Genomic DNA, 20,039 nt, shown 5'->3' on the forward strand with positions numbered 1-20,039 from the left:
AAACTAACATTCGTCCTAATGCTAACCCTTACGTTAGCTGTTTCTATTGTATCTAATGGTCAAAATAAATCTGCTACATCCACTGCAGATATTATTATTTATGGCGGAACATCAGCTGCAGTTATTGCAGCGGTAGAGGCCAAAAAATCTGGCAAATCGGTAATTATAGTTTCTCCAGATATACATTTAGGGGGTTTAACTTCTGGCGGACTTGGTTGGACAGATACCGGTGATAAAAGTGTGATTGGTGGTTTGTCTAGAGAATTTTATCATAGAGTTTTTATGCATTATAATACAAAAGAAGCATGGAACTGGCAACCAAAAGAGGCATATGGTAATAAAGGACAGGGTACGCGAGCAATGGATGGTGAAAGTCGAACTATGTGGATATTTGAACCACATGTGGCTGAGAATATTTTTGAAGATTTTATAAAAGAAAATAAAATTCGAGTTGATCGAAATGAATGGCTTAATCGCCAAAATGGCGTTGCTGTTAAAAATGGTGAAATTATAACCATCACAACATTAAGTGGTAAAACTTATTCGGGTAAAATGTTTTTAGATGCAACCTACGAAGGTGATTTAATGGCAGCATCTGGAGTGAGTTATCATGTTGGTCGTGAAGGTAGAGATATTTACGGCGAAGAATGGAACGGTGTTCAAACTGGTGTATTGCATCATAAACATTGGTTTATGTCGGATGTTTCACCATATGTAGTTCCGGGAGACCCATCAAGTGGTATATTACCCCGTGTTTCTGCAGAGGCTCCGGGAGAAAAACATAGTGGTGATGATAAAATACAAGCGTACTGTTTTAGAACTTGTATGACCCATAATGAAGCAAATAGATTACCGTTTCCAAAACCTACTAATTACGACCCGATGGATTATGAATTGTTGGCTCGATCCTTAACTACAGGTAGGAAAGATTTTTTTGAAAAATTTGATGCTATCCCTAATTATAAAACAGATACTAATAATCATGGTCCATTAAGCAGTGATAATATAGGTATGAATTACGATTATCCCGAAGCGACTTATGAACGCAGAAAAGAGATTATAAAGGAACATGAGGATTATCAAAAAGGGTTTTATTGGTTTGTAGCAAATGATCCAAGAGTGCCAAAAGACATTCAGTCCGAAATGCAAAAATGGGGCTTGGCCAAAGATGAATTTACAGATAATGGTAATTGGCCGCATCAGATTTATGTGAGAGAAGCGCGAAGAATGATTGGACATCATGTAATGACAGAAAACGAATTATTAAAAAAGCGACCAACTCCAAATCCTGTTGGTATGGGGTCTTATACGATGGATTCTCATAATGTACAACGATATATTAAAGAAGATGGTTTTGTTCAAAATGAAGGTGATATTGGGGTTAATACAAGTGGGCCTTACGAAATTTCATACGGTTCTTTAGTACCTAAAAAAGAAGAGTGCACAAATTTATTAGTCCCTGTTTGTGTGTCCTCAAGTCATATTGCCTTTGGGTCTATGCGAATGGAACCTGTATTTATGATTTTAGGTCAATCTGCTGCGGCTGCGGCAGTTTTAGCAATAGATAAAAATATACCAGTACAAGAAGTGGATTATGCAACACTAAAAACGGACTTAGAGAAAAAAGGACAGATTTTAACGAAGTGAGAAGTAAAGTCTCCAAGATAAGGGTGCAATTTATATACAGCACTTTAGTTATAAGTTAATGCTAGTTACTCTAAATGCGCGTATATTTTTTTATGTCTATGTTATTGGCTGTATATGCTATTTTATTTATTATGCCTTGGGCATATATCAAATCAACCCTTTTATAAGATTAAAGCCGCTGACTCCTGCAGAAAAAGCATTTCTCGGCAATACTTTTCCGATATACCTTAAACTGCCACTACAAATAAAAGAAAAATGCGACCGAAGGATAAGTTGGTTTCGGAGCAGAAAGAAAATTGTGTTTTATGGGGATATGGAGAAAAAGGAAGAACTAAAATTACTATTAAGTGCTTCAGCCATATTAATGACTTTGGGATTGAAAGATTATAGAATGACTCGTTCTGTATTGAGAATTATCATTTATCCTTCTAAATATTATTCTAGAATTAATAAAAGACATCATTTAGGGGAATACAATCCTAGGCTTAAAGCAGTTATTTTTTCTGCTGATACTATATTCAAAGGGTTTAAAATTCCAGATGATAATATAAACTTAGCCATGCATGAATTTGGACATGCCTTAAGTTTTGAAATGGTAAAAAAGAATACTTGGGAGGCGCGAAAGTTTAGAGTTGGGCTTATAAAAATAAAAGAACTTTTTACCAATAAAGATTTTCAAGTAAAATTGGCGGCGTCGGTATACTTTCGTGAATATGGACTAACAAATTTACAGGAGTTTTTCTCTGTTGCAGTAGAAAATTATGTTGAAACGCCTAGTACTTTTTTAAATGATTTTCCTGAGTTATATACGATTATACAACGCATGTTAAATTTTGATTTTCTTCAAGCACCGATAGCAATTCCTCCTAAAAGGCTACTCTAAAGTTAATGTTCGGGGTTAACCCAAGAGACATACTTTCAATAGTTTCAATTTCACCATTAGTGTCTATCCTGTAATAGGAGTCGAGAAGATTAATTCGATCCGTAAAATTTAATACCGAAATACCTATGGACGTTTTCAACTTTCCATTGGTTTTAAAATTATAAATAGCTGAAGCATCTGCTCTGAAGTAGAAGGGTAGTCGACTACTATTGGCAGGGTTATAATTAATACTTACGGGAAAAAAAGTATTATCAATTGGGTTGTCGGCATCAGGTTCGGTAAAAGGCTTACCACTTCTATAATTGATGCCTGCACTCAATTTAAGGTTATTAACCGTGTATGAGCCAGCAAGGGTTAAATTGTGTGTTACATCTAAGTTATTTGGAAAATTTGGTGGTACAACACCTTCAAAATTGTAATTGTTTAAAGTGAAGGTGTAGCTCAACCATGCACTGTAATCTTTAGCTCTTTTGTTGATTAAAAATTCTGCACCCTTAATATCATAGTTGCCAAGTTGGCCATTAAATTGATCCTGGTTTTGAAAGCCCTGGGTTGCGGTACTTATTCCATCAACGTACTTATAAAATGCATCTAATCCTACGTAAAGATTTTCTTCATCATAATTAATTCCGATAGAACCTTGCTTACTTTTAGTAAGTGGTAATTTTGTACCATCAGAAATAATCCATCTTCTTTTTTCTACACCAAAAAAGTTCTGTTCTAAATCAATGATTTGATTGATAGCTTGACTCTTAAATTCACCTTGTATTTCTACCTTAAACTTATTAGCAAAACTATAATTTAAATTTATTCTTGGTTCTATAATAAACTCTTTAAAAGTGTCTATGTTGTTAAAATGAGTTAGTCTTCCGCCAATACTAGCAAACCATTTTTCATCTTCACTATTAAGTTTTATTTCGCTAAAAACAGCATGTTTTATGAGGACATCGAGAATATTACTTTCAAATCGAGGTTGATTCACAAAGGTTTCATTTAGGATGCCTGTCTCATTTAATTCATAACCATTTATCCAATTGAGATTGGAATTAAGACTAAAGTTAGTGGTAAGTTTAACAGCGTTTTCAAGTACTTTGTTATTTTGAAATAGCTGTTGAACTCCATTGTTTATTTCAGTATTTCTAGCGTTTAATCTATACTGGGTTTGGTATATATTTAAATTAGATGTGAATTTCTTTGACCATTTGCTTTCTAGATTTGCACCAAACGATAGATTGTATTGGTCTAAAACGCTATTCGTGTTTGAAGAACTCATGGTATTAACTTCTGAATAATCAAGTCTATTAATGGTGTTAATTAGGCTAAATCTCAATTTTTGATTTTCATTAATATTGTAAATCACTTTGGCAGTAAAATCGTAGAAGTAAAAACTTTCATCACTTTCGATGGCATCACTATCTTGAAAAACACGATCACGAAAACGCCCATAAGTGCCAGTATCAAAAAAATCAGTCAATGATCGGCGGGCAGAAAATTGAAATGCCAGTTTATCTGTTAATGGCAACTGCGTAAAAACATCAGCGTTTATTAAGTTTACGCCTGCTCCACCTGTAAATTCTTCTGCTATAGTATTCTTGGTATGCATATCAATAATGCCACTAACTCCACCACCATAAACAGCACTGGTTCCGTTTTTTACTAGGGTGACATTATCCGTTAAATAGGGATTAAAAGCCGAAATTAATCCAAAGAAATGTCCGGATTGATACATTTTTATGCCGTTCCACAAAATTAGATTTTGGTCATTCGTTCCGCCACGAATATTAATATCTGAAACAGTTTCGTCAATACTTTTAATTCCGGGTAGTGACTGAATAGATTGTAATACATCGGGTTCTATTTGTCCGGGTAGTATTCCAAATTTGGCGGGATTAAGATTAAAACTTGCGTCTGATTGCTTGCTAATGCCTGTAGTTAGAAATTTATATACCACAACCTCCTCTAATTGTTGATAGTTAACTGTAAGTAATAAGGTAGCACAATTTAGCTGATTCGCTAATTCTTCCGCAGTAACAAATAGCGTCTTATATCCAATGTGTTTTATTTGAATTACCGCAGATCTGGGAATATTTTTTAGTGTAAACTTACCTACCAAGTCGGTTGTTGTAGCATGTTCGCTTTCTAGAACTTGAATGGTCGCACCTGGCACTGTATTCTGTTCAAAATTATCTAGTACTGTAGCACAGATGTCAATAGAAGTATTTTTAATTAGAGCGTAATATCTCTCGTCTAATTTCTGAATAGAAATTTGAGTTTGAAGTTGGATATTCTGAATAATAGCTGCAAGTGTTTCTTCTGAGGGAAGCGCGATTTCTACAGAATTTATAGCGGCATCGGTATAAGAGAATTTGATATCAAAATTATGCTCTAAATCTTGTAAATAGGAGGTAAGGTATATTCTTGGTGTTCTTTCTTCTTGCCCTATGGTCGTTTGTAAAAACATAAATACCAGTAGAACAAGTAGTCTTCCGATAATAAAATTACGGCATGTTTTCGGCATAGAAGAGCACTTTTGTCCCTTCTAATTTAAACTTTAATTGTGAAGGTACACTTATGCTTTTTAACGCTAGATTTATATCTGTATTGCTAAACGCACCAGTAAATAATTGGTCAACATTAATGTTATCAGTAGTTGTGGTAACATTATGCTGTCTTTCAAATTCGGCTAAAACAAATTTTAGAGGTATGCTTTTAAAAGTACTTTCGTTGTCAATCCATGATGGATGACCATTTTTAGGGGCATCAAGGTTAGCAATTTTCCCGTTTATTACAAGAAAAGAATTACCTGCGTGCAGTTTAGTTTCTTTACCATCATGAATTACACTTACCAATCCTTCGTAACAACTAACTTCAAAATAGTCATTTCTATTTTCTACATTAAATTGTGTACCAAGAACAGAAACAGTACCATTTTCGGTTATTACCGTAAATTTTTCTCCTTTTGCAACCTTAAAAAAGGCCTCACCATCCAGTTTAATATTCCTTTTTGTAGCCCAATTCTTTTTGTCATAAGAAATCTTAGAATCGGCATTTAAAACAATTTCAGAATTATCTGGTAATGTTATTTCTTTTTGTTCGGCAAATTGAGTGGCTACATTTTCACCAAGTGTATTCAGATAAAAATAAGAACAAACTAAAAGTACTGCTATTGCAGCAGCAATTTTGAAGAATTTCTTGTAAGGCCTCATGGCTATTACCTTAGGTGCTATACCGTTAGTTTTACTCTTAAAATCGAGTAATGATTTTTCTGCATCAAAATCAGGGGATTTCAAGTTATCGGTAGCGGCAACAATTTTCTGATATGATTTAAATTCTTCAGTTTTACTGAAAGTATTCAATTCTTCTTCAGAAAGCTCATTATTAAGCCATTTTGCCAAGTGATTTTCTTGTATCATTTTGGAGCTTTATATGTTATTAACAACTAATTCAGGAAAAACCCTACCTTTTGGAATCTGATTTAAGTAATTATGCGGTTTATTTTATGAAATAGTCTTCAATTACAGCTGTAAACTGCTAAATACCATCTATTTTTTCTCGTAGAGACTTCAATGCTAAATGTATGCGTTTTTCTATTGCTTTTACGCTAACACCTTCCATTTCAGCTATTTCGGCATATTTTTTACCATCAATTCTGTTTAATAGAAAAGTGGTTCGTTGAATTTCTGGTAAATCGTTAAGTGCTTTTTCTAGTTTTGCTCTGAATTCATTTTCCTCCATTATAAATTCTGGGGTTTCATTCGTTGTTTTTAACTTCTTGTCGGCATACTTCAAACGTACCTTTTCTGCTTTAATAACATTTAGGTATAAGTTGTTGGAAACGGTATATAAATATGATTTTGCCTTTTCGGGGGTAACTTTTGCACAGTTTTCCCATAACTTTACAAAAGCTTCTTGTACGGCATCATAAGCCTTTTCTTCGTTTCCGAATTTATAATATATGAAGTTAAAAACCGTTTTAGAATTACTTTTGAATACCGTATCAAATACAGATTCATCGCAAATATTGTTACTTATTTCAGGTTTCAATGGAATGGTTTTTACCAAAGATATTTTAAAATATTTGAAAAAAGGGTAGGGTATTTTCATTTGGTATTGTTTTAAGATGGTATTAGCTTGTTAATATATAGATTATGAGAGAGGTTTTAAAGAGTGTATTGTATGTGGGCTTAATGGTTCTAGTACTTGCATTTATCTCATGTCAAAAAGAAAAGCATGTTGTAATACAAGATGAGGATCAACAAGAATCGTTATCTGCTTCTTCATCAACTGTAAATTTATTAGCCCGAACTACTTCCAATGATGGTTCATGGGATAACATAATAGATGGATCCAGTTGCTTTGATATTAATTTCCCATATACCGTTTGGGCAAATGAGCAACAAATAGAAATAGAATCTATAGAAGGTCTCATATTAGTTGAAGAGATTTTTGATGCTATTGATACTGATGAAGATTTGTTAACTATCAATTTTCCTATTACCATAGTTTTAGGAGATTATACAGAAGTAGTACTTAGTAATAAAGAGGAATTAGTAGCTGCTGCAAAACTATGTTTAGAAGGGGGTATTGATGATGATATTGAATGTATTGATATCGTTTATCCAATAAAGGTCTTCACATTTGATTCTAATATTCAAATTCTTGACAACTATACCTTTAAAAGTGATTTTGAGCTCAGGCGGTTTATTGCAAGTTTAAATGAAAGTGATAAATTGACTGTACAATTTCCTATGACATTTAAAATGAATAATAGCACAGAATTGGTTGTTAACTCTTTAGATGAAATTTCAAATACCATTACAGCTGCTATTGATCAATGTGATGAAGATGATGATGATAATCATAATGATGATGATTATACAAAAGAAAGTCTTGATGCATTATTAGTTGATTGTCCTTGGTCAATTATTGAATTTAAAAAGAATGCTATTAGTCAAATTGAACATTACAAAAAGTATGTGTTAGAATTTGATAGTGACAATGCTGTAAAGGCGGTTGATAAAGCTGGGAATACAGTCATAGGCGAATGGAATACTCGAATGGTTGATTATGATTTATTAGTAGAGATTCATTTTGATGATTTGGCAGATTTCAATAAACAATGGTATGTCTATGAAATTAAACAAGGGAAAGTCAAATTTTATACAGAAGAACAGAGTGAAATTATAATAGTTACCGATTGTCAGATAGTTGTTCCTGAGAAAAACCCACTTCGCAATGTACTATTGCAATGTGAATGGGTAGTAAATAGTAATGTTGTTATTGGTGAAACCTCAGATATGCTTCAGGGCTATAAGTTTGTTTTTAATGAAGATGAAACTGTTGTAATGAGTGGTGGGCAAATGGTTTCTGAAGGAACATGGAGCATAAACTTAAATGAGCAAGATAGAACAATACTTTCCATTGATATGTACAATGAACCAAGAATTCATTACGATTGGTCATTAGAGAGTCTTCAAGACACCTACTTAATATTTAATACTTCAGATGCTACAAATCAATTGAATTTGCAAAGAGTTTGTGATGATAATAATGATGATACGAATGTGGTAACGGTTAGAAACTATATGTTAGGTGAGTCATGGCATATATACGGTTATGTCGATAATGAACGAGAACTTACACAAGATTATGAAGGTGATTTATATAGCTTTTTAGCTAATGATAAAGTTTCAGTGGAGTTATATCAATCAGCAGATACTAATTTAGGTTTGTGGCGTGTTTCAAGAAATAAAGAAAACAAATTAGTGGTTTATCTAAATTTTGATCAAACGAGTGAACGAACAGAATTAAATGCGATATGGGAGGTTGTAGAATATACCGCCAATCATTTATTGTTAACTATACATAATGAAGATGGAACATCAAGAACCTTAACATTTCAGAAATAAATATCATTTTTCGTTTAACCCCAAATAAACTACAGATGAAAAAAAGAATCCTTAACCTAATTGCAATTACAGTATTAATGTTTGTTACTAGTTCTTGCGAAAAAAATGAAAATACAGTCGATGTCATGATTACTGCTGCAGATGTAACTGAAATAAAAGCGATTGTAATGTCTGGCAATTGGCAAATAACCCACTATTTTGATGCTCAAAACGATTTAACAACGGACTACGCTGACTTTACATTCATTTTTAATGAAAATGGAACTTTAGCTACTACTGATGGAAATAGTTCGCTTTCAGGAGCTTGGTTGGTAAAAAGTGGAAGTGATGATGAAACAAGTGCTGTCGATTTTGATGTTCATTTTTCATCTCCAGATAAGTTTAAAAAATTAAGCCAAGATTGGCAGGTTAAGAAATATACAGATTCACAAATCGAATTAAAGTATACAGATAGTGAAGATGACGGTATATCATTACTCACTTTTGAAAAATAATATTTAGAAGTCCCACATAATGCCCCACAATCATAAAAAGCACTCGTCTTAGATGGGTGCTTTTTTAGTTGATATTTTCTCGAGTTTCCCATAGTTATTGTTAAATTTGCCTTTCTTCAAAAAGCAATAAGACTATGTTCGACAATTTAAGTGAGAAACTCGATAAAGCCTTGCATGTACTAAAGGGACATGGCCAAATTACCGAGATAAATGTAGCAGAAACAACTAAAGAGGTACGTAGAGCCTTACTTGATGCCGATGTTAATTTTAAAATTGCCAAAGAATTTACCAATAGGGTAAAGGAGAAGGCATTGGGCCAAGATGTACTTACTACATTACAGCCAGGTCAATTAATGGTGAAAATCGTTAAAGATGAACTAACAGAATTAATGGGCGGTGAAACTGAAGGTATTAACCTTTCTGGAAATCCATCGGTAATATTAATGTCTGGTCTTCAAGGTTCTGGTAAAACCACCTTTTCAGGTAAATTGGCTAATTATTTAAAAACTAAAAAATCTAAGAAACCTTTATTAGTAGCTTGTGATGTATACAGACCAGCGGCTATTGATCAGTTACATGTTGTAGGTGAGCAAATTAGTGTAGAGGTATATTCTGATCGCGATAATAACGACCCAGTTTCAATTGCTAAGGCAGGTATAGCTAAAGCAAAGGCAGAAGGTTTTAATGTGGTAATTGTAGATACAGCAGGTCGTTTGGCTGTTGACGAAAAGATGATGAATGAAATTTCAGACATTCATAAATCTATCGAACCGCAAGAAACTCTTTTTGTTGTTGATTCTATGACAGGGCAAGATGCTGTAAATACGGCAAAAGCCTTCAATGATATTTTAAATTTTGACGGCGTTATATTAACTAAGTTAGATGGTGATACTCGCGGTGGTGCAGCTATTTCGATTAAATCAGTAGTAGATAAGCCAATTAAATTTATTGGTACTGGTGAAAAGATGGAGGCAATTGATGTTTTTCATCCCGACCGTATGGCTGATAGAATTTTGGGTATGGGTGATGTTATTTCACTTGTGGAAAGAGCTCAAGATCAATTTGATGAAGAGGAAGCGCGTAAAATTCAGAAAAAAATCGCCAAAAATAAGTTCGGTTTCGACGATTTCTTGAGTCAGATTCAGCAGATTAAGAAAATGGGTAACCTTAAAGACTTAATGGGTATGATTCCAGGAGCCGGTAAAGCCTTAAAGGGATTAGATATAGATGACGATGCCTTTAAACATATTGAGGCAATAATCCATTCCATGACCCCCGATGAACGAGCTAATCCTTCAAAATTAGATGTAAGTCGTAAAAAGCGAATTGCAAAGGGTAGTGGTCGCCAAGTACAAGATGTAAATCAATTGTTGAAGCAATTTGATCAAATGAGTAAGATGATGAAAATGATGCAAGGCGGTGGCGGTAAAAAGATGATGCAAATGATGGGTGGCATGAATGGTATGCGATAGATTCATGTTCAAGATAATTAATGAAGAGCCAAAATCAGAGTTAGATAATAATATAGTGGACCAATAGCGTTTTTATGGAAATCTTAGACGGTAAGAAAATATCAAATCAAATTAAGGAGGAAATTGCTGCTGAGGTAGCTCAGATGAAGGAACGTGGTGAAAAAGTACCGCATTTAGCAGCTGTAATTGTTGGTAATGATGGAGCTAGTTTAACCTATGTGGGTAGTAAGGTGCGTTCTTGTGAGCGTGTTGGCTTTGAATCTACCATGGTTCGTTTGCCGAATACAACCTCAGAACAAGAACTATTAAAAAAGATTCACGAGCTTAATGCTGACCCTAATATTGATGGTTTTATTGTACAGCTTCCGTTACCACCACAAATAGATACGCAACGTGTATTAATGGCTGTAGATCCAGATAAAGATGTGGATGGCTTTCATCCGATGAATTTTGGTAAAATGGCGCTTGATATGAGTACATTTATTCCAGCAACGCCTTTCGGAATTTTAGAACTTTTAGAGCGGTACCAAGTAGAAACACAAGGCAAGCACACCGTTGTAATTGGTCGTAGTCATATTGTAGGTAGGCCGATGAGTATTTTAATGGGTCGTAAAAGTTTTCCAGGAAATTCAACAGTTACTTTAACACATAGTAGAACTAAGAATATTAGTCAGATTACTACACAAGCAGATATCATTATTTCTGCCTTGGGAGTTCCTGGTTTCCTTAAAGCTGAAATGGTGAAGGATGATGTTGTAATTATTGATGTGGGTATTACCAGAGTGCCAGATGAATCTAGAGAGCGTGGGTATTATATTACCGGTGATGTAGATTTTGAAAATGTTAGTAAAAAGGCCTCATATATAACTCCAGTTCCTGGTGGTGTAGGACCAATGACTATTGCAATGTTGTTAAAAAACACACTGTTAGCAAGAGAACGTCATCGTAGTAAATAGGAGTATTTCATTAGATGTTTTAAAATGATATTAAACGTCCTTCAACTATTATTGGATGAATAGATAACGCTATTAAATAAATTCAGGTAGATTCTTCTGTGTTATCTACAATACTATCGTGTGGCGTTAATACATCGATATCATTGCTATCATCATAATCGCAACTACTCATGGCAACTATTGATGTGAAAATCAAACAGATTGCTAGAATTTTTTTCATACTGGTGAGGTTTAGTGCTTTGAGATAATCAAATTGTTCTTAGATAACGAAAAAAACAATCTTTTCTTATTCTCGAATACGACCCTAGGCAATTACAATGTGCGATTAATCATAAAACAATAGTGAAATTATAAATTGCACCTGCTTCAATCATAGCTTGCCAATTTGTCGGCAGCTTTTAATAAGTCCTGCGCTACTATTTCTGTTTTTGGCGCTAAGGGAAAAATCTGTTGACCAGGTCTACTAATAAAAGTTGCTCGCCATCCCGCCCAAAGGGCTCCGGCAACATCCCAGCCGTGAGCTGCAATGAGCATACATTCCTCTAGTTCTACACCCATTTGTTTTGCTCCCCATGCGTAGGTTTCCGTAAAAGGTTTGAATTTTCCGGTTGGTTCTACACTTAGCATTTCATCAAAATACTCGGTTAATCCGGCATATTCAAATTGCTTTTTTAATCCGTCTTTAGATGAATTGGTGAAGGCTACTAATTTGTATCCGGCATTTTTTAATTGTGTAAGTGCATCTATTACCTCTGGGTGCGCGGGTAAGTTACCCATAGACTCAGAAATAGTTGTACGAGCCTCCTCTTCAGACAAATTAATATCATGATTTGCCGCTACCATTTGTAATGCGGCAGCACCAATATGTCCAAAGGGTTTGTATTGACCACTAGCCGAAGTCACTAATGAATACTGCAACATCGTCGTAAACCAAAGGGTGAGTAAATCTTCTCTTCCGCCCAAAGCTTCACCTACTTTCTTTTGAACTTTTGTAAGATCTAAAAGTGTTTCGTTGACATCAAAGAACAATACTTTTGGACGTATATTTTTATGCGCTATAATAGTATCCATATTACAATCTTCGTTTAATGTGATTAAATCCTTTTACTATAAATATAAGAAACTACCAATGCCACCCAAGCAATTACGGCTGCCATTTGTTCACCATCACTGACCATGATATGCGCAAAAAATGCTAATGTTATTGCAAAGAAAAATGCAGAGTATGCCCATTCTTTAATCAAATAATACTTAGGGTTCCAAATGGCAAATAAACCGAACAACTTAGCCGTAGCATATGGGTAAATTAAATAAGTTGGATAGCCCAGGCTTACAAAAGCCGTTTTAATATATTCATGATTAAAAAAATACATACCAGCAGAAAAAAGTATTACCAATGTAAATATTCCTGTGGTTACGTAATAAATAATCTTATTGGTATTCATGCTCAAGGTGGTTAAATGAATTATTTATATTTATTAAGCGTTAGCAGATTTTCTAAATAAGAACACATTTGCAATCACCAAAATTATATAAGCTATAGGCATTACGGGTGGTTTGTGCTCCATTGGTAATATCTCTGCAGGCACCGCCGGATGCAAGTGCGTGTATACCGCAACGATCATCATAAGTACAATAGTTAGGTTGCCCAGGTAAAATATCTTTTCTCTAAGCTTTTGATTTAAGCTATTCCCTTTAAATGCTAAAAACAATAGTACCAAACCTACCCCAACTTCACTGAACTTAACAACGTATTGCATAAGGTCTGGCAACGGAAAACCGATTAAGGTCAGATGCTTATAAATAAATGTTTTAAAAGGTTCTTTGAACTTTGCCAAACCGGGCACTAGCATAATAAAACCTAATATTCCTGTTAGTATTTTTACTGAATTCTTCATCTGTATTATTCCGCAATTAGCTCTCCAAGTATTTGCTTAAATGTTTCTACAGGCTGTGCTCCTGTAACTGCACTTTTCATATTAAACACAATAGTAGGCACAGAATTTACACCCATATTTTTCCATTCGCCTTGTTTGATTCTTACCTCGTATCTTGCTTCTTCATTATCCAACTTAGCTAATGCTTCATCGGCATTTAAACCTACAGTTACCAAAGCTTCTTTTAATATTTCTCTGTCAGATACATCTTTTCTTTCACCAAAAAACGAAGTCATTAAGCGTAATTTGAGTTCAGTCTGTTTTCCAAAATCTTTAGCGTATTCTAAAAGTACATGGGCATCAAAAGTGTTTGCCATACGCATGTCATCAAAATAATCGAATTTAAAGCCTAGCTCTTCACCAATATCGGTCATATTCTGTTGCGATGCTTGCTGTTGCGCTATGGTTGAACCATATTTCTCGGTAATATGCTCGGTTACATTCTGACCTTCTGGTGGCATTTGCGGATTCAATTCAAAAGGTTGCCATTCTATTTCTACTTGATCTTCAATACCAAGTTCCGTAATCGCTTTCTCTAAACGCTTATACCCAATGGCACACCAAGGGCAAACTACATCAGATACGATATCTATTTTCAATTTCTCATTCATGTTGTCTGTTTTATATTACTTCACTAATCTGCACTACAGGTTTTACATTGGTAAAATTTGGTAAGTCGGCCAATATTTTCTGAGCATTTACACCAAAAGAGTTTTGGAAAGTAACTATAGATTCAAATATTAAATTGGCGATAACTACATAAGGTGCAGCTTCATCTGGACTGCCCCCTGAAATTCCGAAATTCACATCAGAAGATACTATTGCATCACCTAATAATTCATTTAATAAACTTCCATGCGTTTTAATATAGTACTCTTTATTGAATTCTAAATCTTTACTATTTGGGTACATCACTGTCAACTTAATCATATCTCTTTGTTATTAGTTTTAATATTAAACCTTCCACAGTTAAGTGGAAGGTTTACAACAATCAATCAACCAATGGTTTCGGGGGAATTATGAAACCATATTTTCTTTAGACCATTCAAATTTTTTGAAAGCGTCGTCTACCGGGGTATGCGCAATGTGGTTTGTGTAGTTACTAATTGTCTTTTGAGACAATCCTAAAATAATGTCTAATACATGTGCCTCTCCATATCCAGCTGCGTAAAAAGCATCTAAATCTTCTTGTGTAACATTACCTCTCTTACGCACAATTGTTAAAGTCATAGTACGTAATGCTTCTAACTTTACATCTGCAAGTGGTGTTTCATTTCGTAAAGCTTCAGTGATAGTGTCGTCTACTTTCATCATTTTTGCTATTCCGGTATGTGCTGGTACACAGTAATGACAAGCGTGCTCAACATTAATTGTTTGCCATACCACAGTCAATTCTTCTTCGTTAAGTGAAGATTGCGTAAATAACTCGTGTAGTGTTTGATAAGCCTGTAAAATTTGTGGAGATCCAGCTAAAACACCGTGCAAACCAGGAATCATTCCATATGCCTTTTGAGAATTTTCTAATAATGCTTTGCTACCTTCTGGTGCAGTTTCAATGTTGTGTACTTTTAAAGATGTCATAATTATAATTTGTTTATATCTAAGCAAATGCTTAGATAAAGATTAAAAAAAATGTTATATGTTTAAAAATGTAATTTCAATTATTCCTTTGAGTTGTTTCTCATCAAATACTTTTGAGGATATCGATAACCCTAAAATACTATTCATTAAATAATCAGCCTGTTGGTTAATTACTTTTTCATCCCCTAAGTCGCCTTGTTTGAGATTCCTTACAAACATATTTTTAATGTTTGAAGAAAATTTCTTCAGCGCTGCCATAATAGTCGGTTCCGTAACTTCTTTAATTTCGTTTACTGTATTGGTAACCAGGCATCCTTTAAAAATTGCACCTTCTCTTGAGAATTCTAAAAAGTCATGAAAATATTCTTTAATGCCTTCAATTCCGTTATTAGAGCTTTCTAATTTGTCGGTGATAGTTTTAATTTGAGAATTATAATACTTTAAACTTTCTAAGAAAACACCTTCTTTGTTCTTAAAGCTGGCATAAATAGAAAACTGATTAATACCCATTTCCTTTTCCAACATTCGAACAGAAGTATTCTCATATCCATTACGCCAAAATAAGCGCATTGCCTTTGCTATAACCTCTGCTTCTATATATTGTTTTTTACGTGCCATTTATTAGAAATAATAAAGCAAAACTAAGCAAGTGCTTTGAAATAAAAAAAAGTTTAACCTTTTTTTATCGTATTTAGGATTTCTTTGGTATGAATTGTAAATGTCTCTTTTAGTTAAATAAAAGGTTGTATTTATTACTTGTTGTATTAAAACTGTCTTTAAGTTTGTAATATCAATATCATCAATAAAAGCGAAATGAACAAAGTAATTATAATAACAGGTTCTTCACGAGGGATTGGAGCAGAATTGGCGAAAACCCTAGCTGCGAAAGGCGCAAAGATTGTGGTTAATTATGCCGGAAATAAAATTGCGGCAGATTCTGTTGTAAGTCAAATAGTAAATAATGGTGGTGAGGCAATAGTAGTTCAAGCAGATGTTAGTAATACGGCAGATGTAAAAAGGTTATTTGCAAAAACTATTGATACTTATGGTCATGTAGATGTATTAATTAATAACGCAGGGATAGCAATTTATAAACTTCTGAAGGACACTACAGACGATGATTATAATAGAATTTTTGATATTAATGTGAAGGGTGTTTTCAATACGATGCGTGAGGCCGCAACAGTACTATCAGAGGGCGGTAAAATAGTTAACTTTTCAAGTACAACTACACGTGTGATGTTACCTACATATGGTGCTTATTCTGCAACAAAGGCAGCCGTTGATCAGTTAACGAGAGTTTTTGCAAAAGAAGTAGGGGATAGAAGAATTAGCGTAAATTGTATAGCTCCGGGGCCTGTAAATACAGAACTCTTTAATCAAGGGAAAAGTGACGAATTTATTAGTAGATTAGCATCAATGTCAGCATTTAATAGAATAGGTGAGCCAGAAGATATTGCTAAGATAATTATGTTTTTAGTTAGCGATGAATCTGGTTGGATTACGGGTCAAATCATGGGTGCTAATGGAGGTTTTGCCTAAAATTGAAATTGTCAAACACAAATTATGAAACTTTTTAAACTTATGCTTGCAACATTATTCATGACCTTACTTCCAGCTTCTTGCACTGAAAAAATACAAGAAGAACCAAATATGATACAGAAAAATATGATGGTTCGCATAGCAGAACTCGAGATTGCACCAGAATTTTTAGAAGAATATATCGAAATTTTAAAAGAAGAATCCGAAGCATCAGTGCGATTAGAGCCAGGGGTGATTTCTATTTTTCCAATGTATCTAAAGGAAAATAGAACGTCGATTCGAATTTTAGAGATTTATGTGGATGAAGCAGCCTATGAAACGCATTTAAAAACACCTCATTTTATTAAATATAAAACATCAACTAAAAAAATGGTAAAAGGCTTGAAATTAATAGATTTGAATGCTCTTGATTCTGATAATATGCCTAAAATTTTCAGTAAATTACGAGAGCTTTAGTCACTATAAGTAAAACGTTCTCTTACGATTAATTTTTATTAAATTGTAGTTGTGATATTATTTTTATCCAATCTATGGCTAAAAATTTGCTTGTTGCTTATAAGTTTCTGTACATTTAAAATTATTACAAAATCTATTTTGTATGCAAAGCAAATATTCATTCTCCTCCAAATGAAGTATTTGCAGAATATTATATAACTAAACTTAACTGACATTACTATTTAAATTCTTTTAAAAATCATGAAGAGTACTATAATACTGTGTTTATTCACATTGTTGTTGTTTGGGTGTAAGCAAAATCCGAATAAAAAATCAGAGTCCAATACAACCGAATTAACAGAACCTATTGGTGTAGAAAACGTTGCCTATAAATGGGGTAAAATGGCTTTAACGGCTACCGCAAATGATACTGAAAAATTTAAACCTAGACCGACCATTACTTCGCGGTTTTTAGGATTAATTTTTGTTTCAATTTTTGATGCCTGGTCTAGATATGATGAGAATGCTATTCCCGTTTATTTAAAAAATACCGACCGTAGACCTATGGACGAGCATTCACTTAAAAATAAAGAAATTGCAATTAGTTATGCGGCATATGGTGCCATGTCTGAATATTATTTTTCGGATAAGGAATTGTTTGCCAATTTTATGAAAGAAATGGGTTTAGATCCAAATAACAAATCGTTGGACCCAAAGACGCCAGAAGGTATTGGAAACCTAGCAGCAAAGGCAGTAATTGAAGCTAGAAAAGGTGATGGGGCAAATCAGTATGCTGAAGAAGAAGGTTCTAATGGAGAATTCTATTTTAATTATGTAGGGTATGAGCCAGTAAATTCTGCGGATAAAAACGTAGATATAAATCGTTGGCAACCAAAGTATTTTTCAGATGGTATGGGTGGACAATATGCGCCTGGGTGTTTAACTCCTTTTTGGGATAAGGTAACTCCTATTGCATTAAAAACAGGTGACCAATTTCGACCAGGTCCACCACCTTTAGTAGGATCGGAACAATTAGAACAAGAGGTGAAAGAAGTTGTTGAAATGCAGGCAAACTTAACCGATTACCAAAAAGCTTTGGTAGAATTTATGAGAGACGGACCACAATCTGTTCAACAAGCAGGCCACTGGCTAAAATTCGCGCAAGATGTTTCTCGTAGAGATTCTCATACCCTTGATCAAGATGTGAAAATGTATTTCTACAATCAAGTAGTTGCAATGGATGCGTTTATAGCCTCTTGGGATTCAAAAATGTTTTATGATTACGCAAGACCTTATGCTTTAGTGCATGAATATTACTCAGGTAAAAAAATAAAAGGATGGGGTGGAGAAGGTAAGGGAATGATTGAAATGGATGGATCGCAATGGCGACCTTATTCTCCTGAAATATTCTTATGTCCACCTTTTCCAAGCTATACGTCAGGGCATAGTACAATTAGTGGTGGTTGTGCTGAGGCCTTAAAATTATGGACAGGTAGCGAAAAATTTGGTTCGGAAGCAGTTTTGGTTGCAGGGGCCATGACTGAACCAGATATGGTGGGTGATACCATTACATTAAAATTCCCAACATTTACTGAAACCGCTGAAATGGCAGGTGTGTCAAGAGTTTTAGGAGGGTATCATATACAGGCAGATAATGTTGCAGGTTTAGAATTGGGAAGAAAAGTGGCACATGAGGCATGGGATTTTTATAAGATGCATATTGGAGAGAAATAGTATACAAAAATCACCTTGTACAGGTAAAGCCAGATGTTAAATATTTATTACTAGTTAATTTGAACGAATTTAAAATATTTTGAATTGAGTATAAATTTTTAAAAACACGATTATGAAACTAGGTGCATTTTCAATTAGTCTCGCGGTTAAAGATTTGAAAATATCACGCGATTTTTACGAGAAGTTAGGTTTTGCTGTTTTCGCAGGTGGTATGGATAAAAATTATCTAATCATGAAAAATGAAGATTCATTAATTGGACTTTTTCAAGGAATGTTTGAGAATAATATTCTCACGTTTAACCCTGGTTGGGATCAAAATGCAAATGCATTATCAAATTTCGATGATGTTCGCGATATCCAAAAAGACCTAAAAAATCATGGTATTAAGTTGGAGACAGAAGCTGATGAAAATTCAAAAGGAGCAGCAAGTATCGTTTTAAAGGATCCAGATGGGAATGCCATTTTAATAGATCAGCATATTTAGTTGTTTTATGATTTACCATTTTTTTTGCACTAATTAAGTTGGCATTTTGATTCTTAAGAATGTCAATATTTATTTACATATTTTATTTAGAACCAATAGACCAACATGAAAAAAATCATTTATTTAATTGCATTTTGTTTTTCGTATGTAGCAATAGCACAAACCGGAAAAGTATTTGATAACCTTAGCATGTCTAGTAAAATATTAGATATGGAACGGAATTACGCAGTTTATTTACCACCAGACTATGAAACATCTGAACGCAGCTATCCCGTATTATACTTATTGCATGGAGCAACTGATGACCATACCGGATGGGTTCAATTTGGAGAAGTGTCCCGTATTACAGATGCGGCTATTAAAGATGGTTCAGCAACACCTATGATAATCATAATGCCAGATGCAGATACTGGTAAAATGGGTTATTTTAATCAAGGAGATTGGTTGTATGAAGATTTCTTTTTTAAAGAATTGATGCCTCACGTTGAACAAAAATATAGAATTCGAAGTGAAAAGAAGTATAGGGCAGTGGCCGGACTTTCAATGGGTGGCGGTGGCTCGTTTATGTATGCTTTGCATCATCCAGAACTTTTCTCATCTGCCTGCCCTTTAAGTGCTTATGTTGGGCCATTAACTATTGAAAATCTTAAAGAACGCCTTGCTAGAAATAATGAGAAACGCTCAAATGCAGAACTTAAAGAGTATTTTAACAAACACAATGCCATCAATTTAATTGAGACTGTTCCGGTAGAAGATATAAAGTCTGTTCGATGGTATATTGATTGTGGTGATGATGATTTTCTGTACGAAGGAAATAGTCTGGTGCATATTGCGATGACCAAAAAGAAAATTCCGCACGAATATCGGGTTAGAGATGGTCGGCACAGTTGGGTTTATTGGCGAGCCTCACTACCGAAAGTTTTAGAATTTGTATCACAAGCTTTTCATCAGAATTAAATTGATTG

General features: G+C 34.2%; 22 protein-coding genes. 11 read left to right on the forward strand and 11 right to left on the reverse strand.

What is annotated here, in order from left to right; genetic code table 11:
• Positions 1-18 precede the first annotated feature (18 nt).
• The gene (locus UH7x_RS12200) at positions 19-1,647 is read left to right on the forward strand and encodes an FAD-dependent oxidoreductase (RefSeq protein ID WP_482360200.1); all 1,629 of its coding nucleotides are present in this window, start codon (positions 19-21) and stop codon (positions 1,645-1,647) included.
• A 58-nt stretch (positions 1,648-1,705) separates the two neighbouring features.
• The gene (locus tag UH7x_RS12205; protein ID WP_482360201.1) at positions 1,706-2,530 is read left to right on the forward strand and encodes a zinc-dependent peptidase; all 825 of its coding nucleotides are present in this window, start codon (positions 1,706-1,708) and stop codon (positions 2,528-2,530) included.
• Here the strand turns inward: UH7x_RS12205 and UH7x_RS12210 are convergent.
• The 3 genes from UH7x_RS12210 to UH7x_RS12220 form a co-directional block, all read right to left on the reverse strand.
• Entirely contained in the window at positions 2,514-5,048 is a 2,535-nt protein-coding gene (locus UH7x_RS12210; RefSeq protein WP_482360202.1) for a TonB-dependent receptor, read from the reverse strand. The genes UH7x_RS12205 and UH7x_RS12210 overlap by 17 nt on opposite strands.
• The gene (locus UH7x_RS12215) at positions 5,029-5,943 is read right to left on the reverse strand and encodes a FecR family protein (RefSeq protein WP_482360203.1); all 915 of its coding nucleotides are present in this window, start codon (positions 5,941-5,943) and stop codon (positions 5,029-5,031) included. Before UH7x_RS12215 ends, UH7x_RS12210 begins: the two co-directional genes overlap by 20 nt.
• Before the next feature lie 118 nt (positions 5,944-6,061).
• The gene (locus UH7x_RS12220) at positions 6,062-6,634 is read right to left on the reverse strand and encodes an RNA polymerase sigma factor (protein ID WP_482360204.1); all 573 of its coding nucleotides are present in this window, start codon (positions 6,632-6,634) and stop codon (positions 6,062-6,064) included.
• A 44-nt stretch (positions 6,635-6,678) separates the two neighbouring features.
• Here UH7x_RS12220 and UH7x_RS12225 point away from each other — a divergent pair, with 44 nt between their 5' ends.
• The 4 genes from UH7x_RS12225 to UH7x_RS12240 all read left to right on the forward strand — a co-directional run bounded on the left by UH7x_RS12225 (position 6,679) and on the right by UH7x_RS12240 (position 11,361).
• The gene (locus UH7x_RS12225; protein ID WP_482360205.1) at positions 6,679-8,439 is read left to right on the forward strand and encodes a hypothetical protein; all 1,761 of its coding nucleotides are present in this window, start codon (positions 6,679-6,681) and stop codon (positions 8,437-8,439) included.
• A 35-nt stretch (positions 8,440-8,474) separates the two neighbouring features.
• Positions 8,475-8,933: a hypothetical protein gene (locus UH7x_RS12230; RefSeq protein WP_482360206.1), complete on the forward strand. Its 459-nt coding sequence runs from the start codon at positions 8,475-8,477 to the stop codon at positions 8,931-8,933.
• A 134-nt stretch (positions 8,934-9,067) separates the two neighbouring features.
• The gene (gene ffh / locus UH7x_RS12235) at positions 9,068-10,405 is read left to right on the forward strand and encodes a signal recognition particle protein (RefSeq protein WP_482360207.1); all 1,338 of its coding nucleotides are present in this window, start codon (positions 9,068-9,070) and stop codon (positions 10,403-10,405) included.
• 74 nt (positions 10,406-10,479) lie between these two features.
• On the forward strand, positions 10,480-11,361 hold the full coding sequence (locus UH7x_RS12240; protein WP_482360208.1) for a bifunctional 5,10-methylenetetrahydrofolate dehydrogenase/5,10-methenyltetrahydrofolate cyclohydrolase: 882 nt from the start codon (positions 10,480-10,482) through the stop codon (positions 11,359-11,361).
• A gap of 82 nt (positions 11,362-11,443) precedes the next feature.
• Here UH7x_RS12240 and UH7x_RS12245 read toward each other — a convergent pair whose 3' ends face one another.
• From UH7x_RS12245 to UH7x_RS12280, 8 genes are all read right to left on the reverse strand, one after another.
• The gene (locus UH7x_RS12245) at positions 11,444-11,581 is read right to left on the reverse strand and encodes a hypothetical protein (protein WP_482360209.1); all 138 of its coding nucleotides are present in this window, start codon (positions 11,579-11,581) and stop codon (positions 11,444-11,446) included.
• 146 nt (positions 11,582-11,727) lie between these two features.
• Positions 11,728-12,432 carry a haloacid dehalogenase type II gene (locus UH7x_RS12250; RefSeq protein WP_482360210.1) on the reverse strand — a complete coding sequence of 235 codons (705 nt, stop codon included), beginning with the start codon at positions 12,430-12,432 and terminating at the stop codon, positions 11,728-11,730.
• 23 nt (positions 12,433-12,455) lie between these two features.
• Positions 12,456-12,806, reverse strand: coding sequence for a DoxX family protein (locus UH7x_RS12255; RefSeq protein WP_482360211.1), 351 nt, complete (start codon positions 12,804-12,806; stop codon positions 12,456-12,458).
• A gap of 33 nt (positions 12,807-12,839) precedes the next feature.
• A complete protein-coding gene (locus UH7x_RS12260; protein WP_482360212.1) occupies positions 12,840-13,259 on the reverse strand; it encodes a hypothetical protein in 420 nt (139 codons plus the stop codon).
• Between the two features lie 5 nt (positions 13,260-13,264).
• Positions 13,265-13,909: a DsbA family oxidoreductase gene (locus UH7x_RS12265; RefSeq protein ID WP_482360213.1), complete on the reverse strand. Its 645-nt coding sequence runs from the start codon at positions 13,907-13,909 to the stop codon at positions 13,265-13,267.
• A gap of 10 nt (positions 13,910-13,919) precedes the next feature.
• The gene (locus UH7x_RS12270) at positions 13,920-14,228 is read right to left on the reverse strand and encodes an EthD family reductase (RefSeq protein WP_482360214.1); all 309 of its coding nucleotides are present in this window, start codon (positions 14,226-14,228) and stop codon (positions 13,920-13,922) included.
• Positions 14,229-14,315: 87 nt separating this feature from the next.
• Positions 14,316-14,879: a carboxymuconolactone decarboxylase family protein gene (locus UH7x_RS12275; RefSeq protein ID WP_482360215.1), complete on the reverse strand. Its 564-nt coding sequence runs from the start codon at positions 14,877-14,879 to the stop codon at positions 14,316-14,318.
• Between the two features lie 54 nt (positions 14,880-14,933).
• Positions 14,934-15,497 carry a TetR/AcrR family transcriptional regulator gene (locus UH7x_RS12280; protein ID WP_482360216.1) on the reverse strand — a complete coding sequence of 188 codons (564 nt, stop codon included), beginning with the start codon at positions 15,495-15,497 and terminating at the stop codon, positions 14,934-14,936.
• A gap of 195 nt (positions 15,498-15,692) precedes the next feature.
• Here UH7x_RS12280 and UH7x_RS12285 point away from each other — a divergent pair, with 195 nt between their 5' ends.
• The 5 genes from UH7x_RS12285 (at position 15,693) to UH7x_RS12305 (ending at position 20,031) form a co-directional block, all read left to right on the forward strand.
• Entirely contained in the window at positions 15,693-16,421 is a 729-nt protein-coding gene (locus tag UH7x_RS12285) for an SDR family oxidoreductase (protein WP_482360217.1), read from the forward strand.
• A gap of 24 nt (positions 16,422-16,445) precedes the next feature.
• Complete coding sequence (locus tag UH7x_RS12290; protein WP_482360218.1) at positions 16,446-16,877, forward strand: putative quinol monooxygenase; 432 nt, start codon at positions 16,446-16,448, stop codon at positions 16,875-16,877.
• A 240-nt stretch (positions 16,878-17,117) separates the two neighbouring features.
• Positions 17,118-18,590: a vanadium-dependent haloperoxidase gene (locus tag UH7x_RS12295; RefSeq protein WP_482360219.1), complete on the forward strand. Its 1,473-nt coding sequence runs from the start codon at positions 17,118-17,120 to the stop codon at positions 18,588-18,590.
• Between the two features lie 112 nt (positions 18,591-18,702).
• Positions 18,703-19,074, forward strand: coding sequence for a VOC family protein (locus tag UH7x_RS12300; protein WP_482360220.1), 372 nt, complete (start codon positions 18,703-18,705; stop codon positions 19,072-19,074).
• A 105-nt stretch (positions 19,075-19,179) separates the two neighbouring features.
• Entirely contained in the window at positions 19,180-20,031 is an 852-nt protein-coding gene (locus UH7x_RS12305) for an alpha/beta hydrolase (protein ID WP_482360221.1), read from the forward strand.
• Positions 20,032-20,039: the final 8 nt, after the last annotated feature.

It is taken from the genome of Aurantibacter sp. UH7, assembly GCF_056839165.1.

Bases quoted from the DNA above. Each gene is read 5' to 3' on its own strand.
- ffh (WP_482360207.1), top strand. From the start codon at position 9,068: ATGTTCGACAATTTAAGTGAGAAACTCGATAAAGCCTTGCATGTACTA.
- UH7x_RS12265 (WP_482360213.1), bottom strand. From the start codon at position 13,909: ATGAATGAGAAATTGAAAATAGATATCGTATCTGATGTAGTTTGCCCT.
- UH7x_RS12230 (WP_482360206.1), top strand. From the start codon at position 8,475: ATGAAAAAAAGAATCCTTAACCTAATTGCAATTACAGTATTAATGTTT.
- UH7x_RS12295 (WP_482360219.1), top strand. From the start codon at position 17,118: ATGAAGAGTACTATAATACTGTGTTTATTCACATTGTTGTTGTTTGGG.
- UH7x_RS12200 (WP_482360200.1), top strand. From the start codon at position 19: ATGCTAACCCTTACGTTAGCTGTTTCTATTGTATCTAATGGTCAAAAT.
- UH7x_RS12285 (WP_482360217.1), top strand. From the start codon at position 15,693: ATGAACAAAGTAATTATAATAACAGGTTCTTCACGAGGGATTGGAGCA.
- UH7x_RS12280 (WP_482360216.1), bottom strand. From the start codon at position 15,497: ATGGCACGTAAAAAACAATATATAGAAGCAGAGGTTATAGCAAAGGCA.
- UH7x_RS12255 (WP_482360211.1), bottom strand. From the start codon at position 12,806: ATGAATACCAATAAGATTATTTATTACGTAACCACAGGAATATTTACA.
- UH7x_RS12270 (WP_482360214.1), bottom strand. From the start codon at position 14,228: ATGATTAAGTTGACAGTGATGTACCCAAATAGTAAAGATTTAGAATTC.
- UH7x_RS12250 (WP_482360210.1), bottom strand. From the start codon at position 12,432: ATGGATACTATTATAGCGCATAAAAATATACGTCCAAAAGTATTGTTC.
- UH7x_RS12260 (WP_482360212.1), bottom strand. From the start codon at position 13,259: ATGAAGAATTCAGTAAAAATACTAACAGGAATATTAGGTTTTATTATG.
- UH7x_RS12220 (WP_482360204.1), bottom strand. From the start codon at position 6,634: ATGAAAATACCCTACCCTTTTTTCAAATATTTTAAAATATCTTTGGTA.
- UH7x_RS12225 (WP_482360205.1), top strand. From the start codon at position 6,679: ATGAGAGAGGTTTTAAAGAGTGTATTGTATGTGGGCTTAATGGTTCTA.
- UH7x_RS12210 (WP_482360202.1), bottom strand. From the start codon at position 5,048: ATGCCGAAAACATGCCGTAATTTTATTATCGGAAGACTACTTGTTCTA.
- UH7x_RS12240 (WP_482360208.1), top strand. From the start codon at position 10,480: ATGGAAATCTTAGACGGTAAGAAAATATCAAATCAAATTAAGGAGGAA.
- UH7x_RS12275 (WP_482360215.1), bottom strand. From the start codon at position 14,879: ATGACATCTTTAAAAGTACACAACATTGAAACTGCACCAGAAGGTAGC.
- UH7x_RS12205 (WP_482360201.1), top strand. From the start codon at position 1,706: ATGCTAGTTACTCTAAATGCGCGTATATTTTTTTATGTCTATGTTATT.
- UH7x_RS12245 (WP_482360209.1), bottom strand. From the start codon at position 11,581: ATGAAAAAAATTCTAGCAATCTGTTTGATTTTCACATCAATAGTTGCC.
- UH7x_RS12305 (WP_482360221.1), top strand. From the start codon at position 19,180: ATGAAAAAAATCATTTATTTAATTGCATTTTGTTTTTCGTATGTAGCA.
- UH7x_RS12215 (WP_482360203.1), bottom strand. From the start codon at position 5,943: ATGATACAAGAAAATCACTTGGCAAAATGGCTTAATAATGAGCTTTCT.
- UH7x_RS12290 (WP_482360218.1), top strand. From the start codon at position 16,446: ATGAAACTTTTTAAACTTATGCTTGCAACATTATTCATGACCTTACTT.
- UH7x_RS12300 (WP_482360220.1), top strand. From the start codon at position 18,703: ATGAAACTAGGTGCATTTTCAATTAGTCTCGCGGTTAAAGATTTGAAA.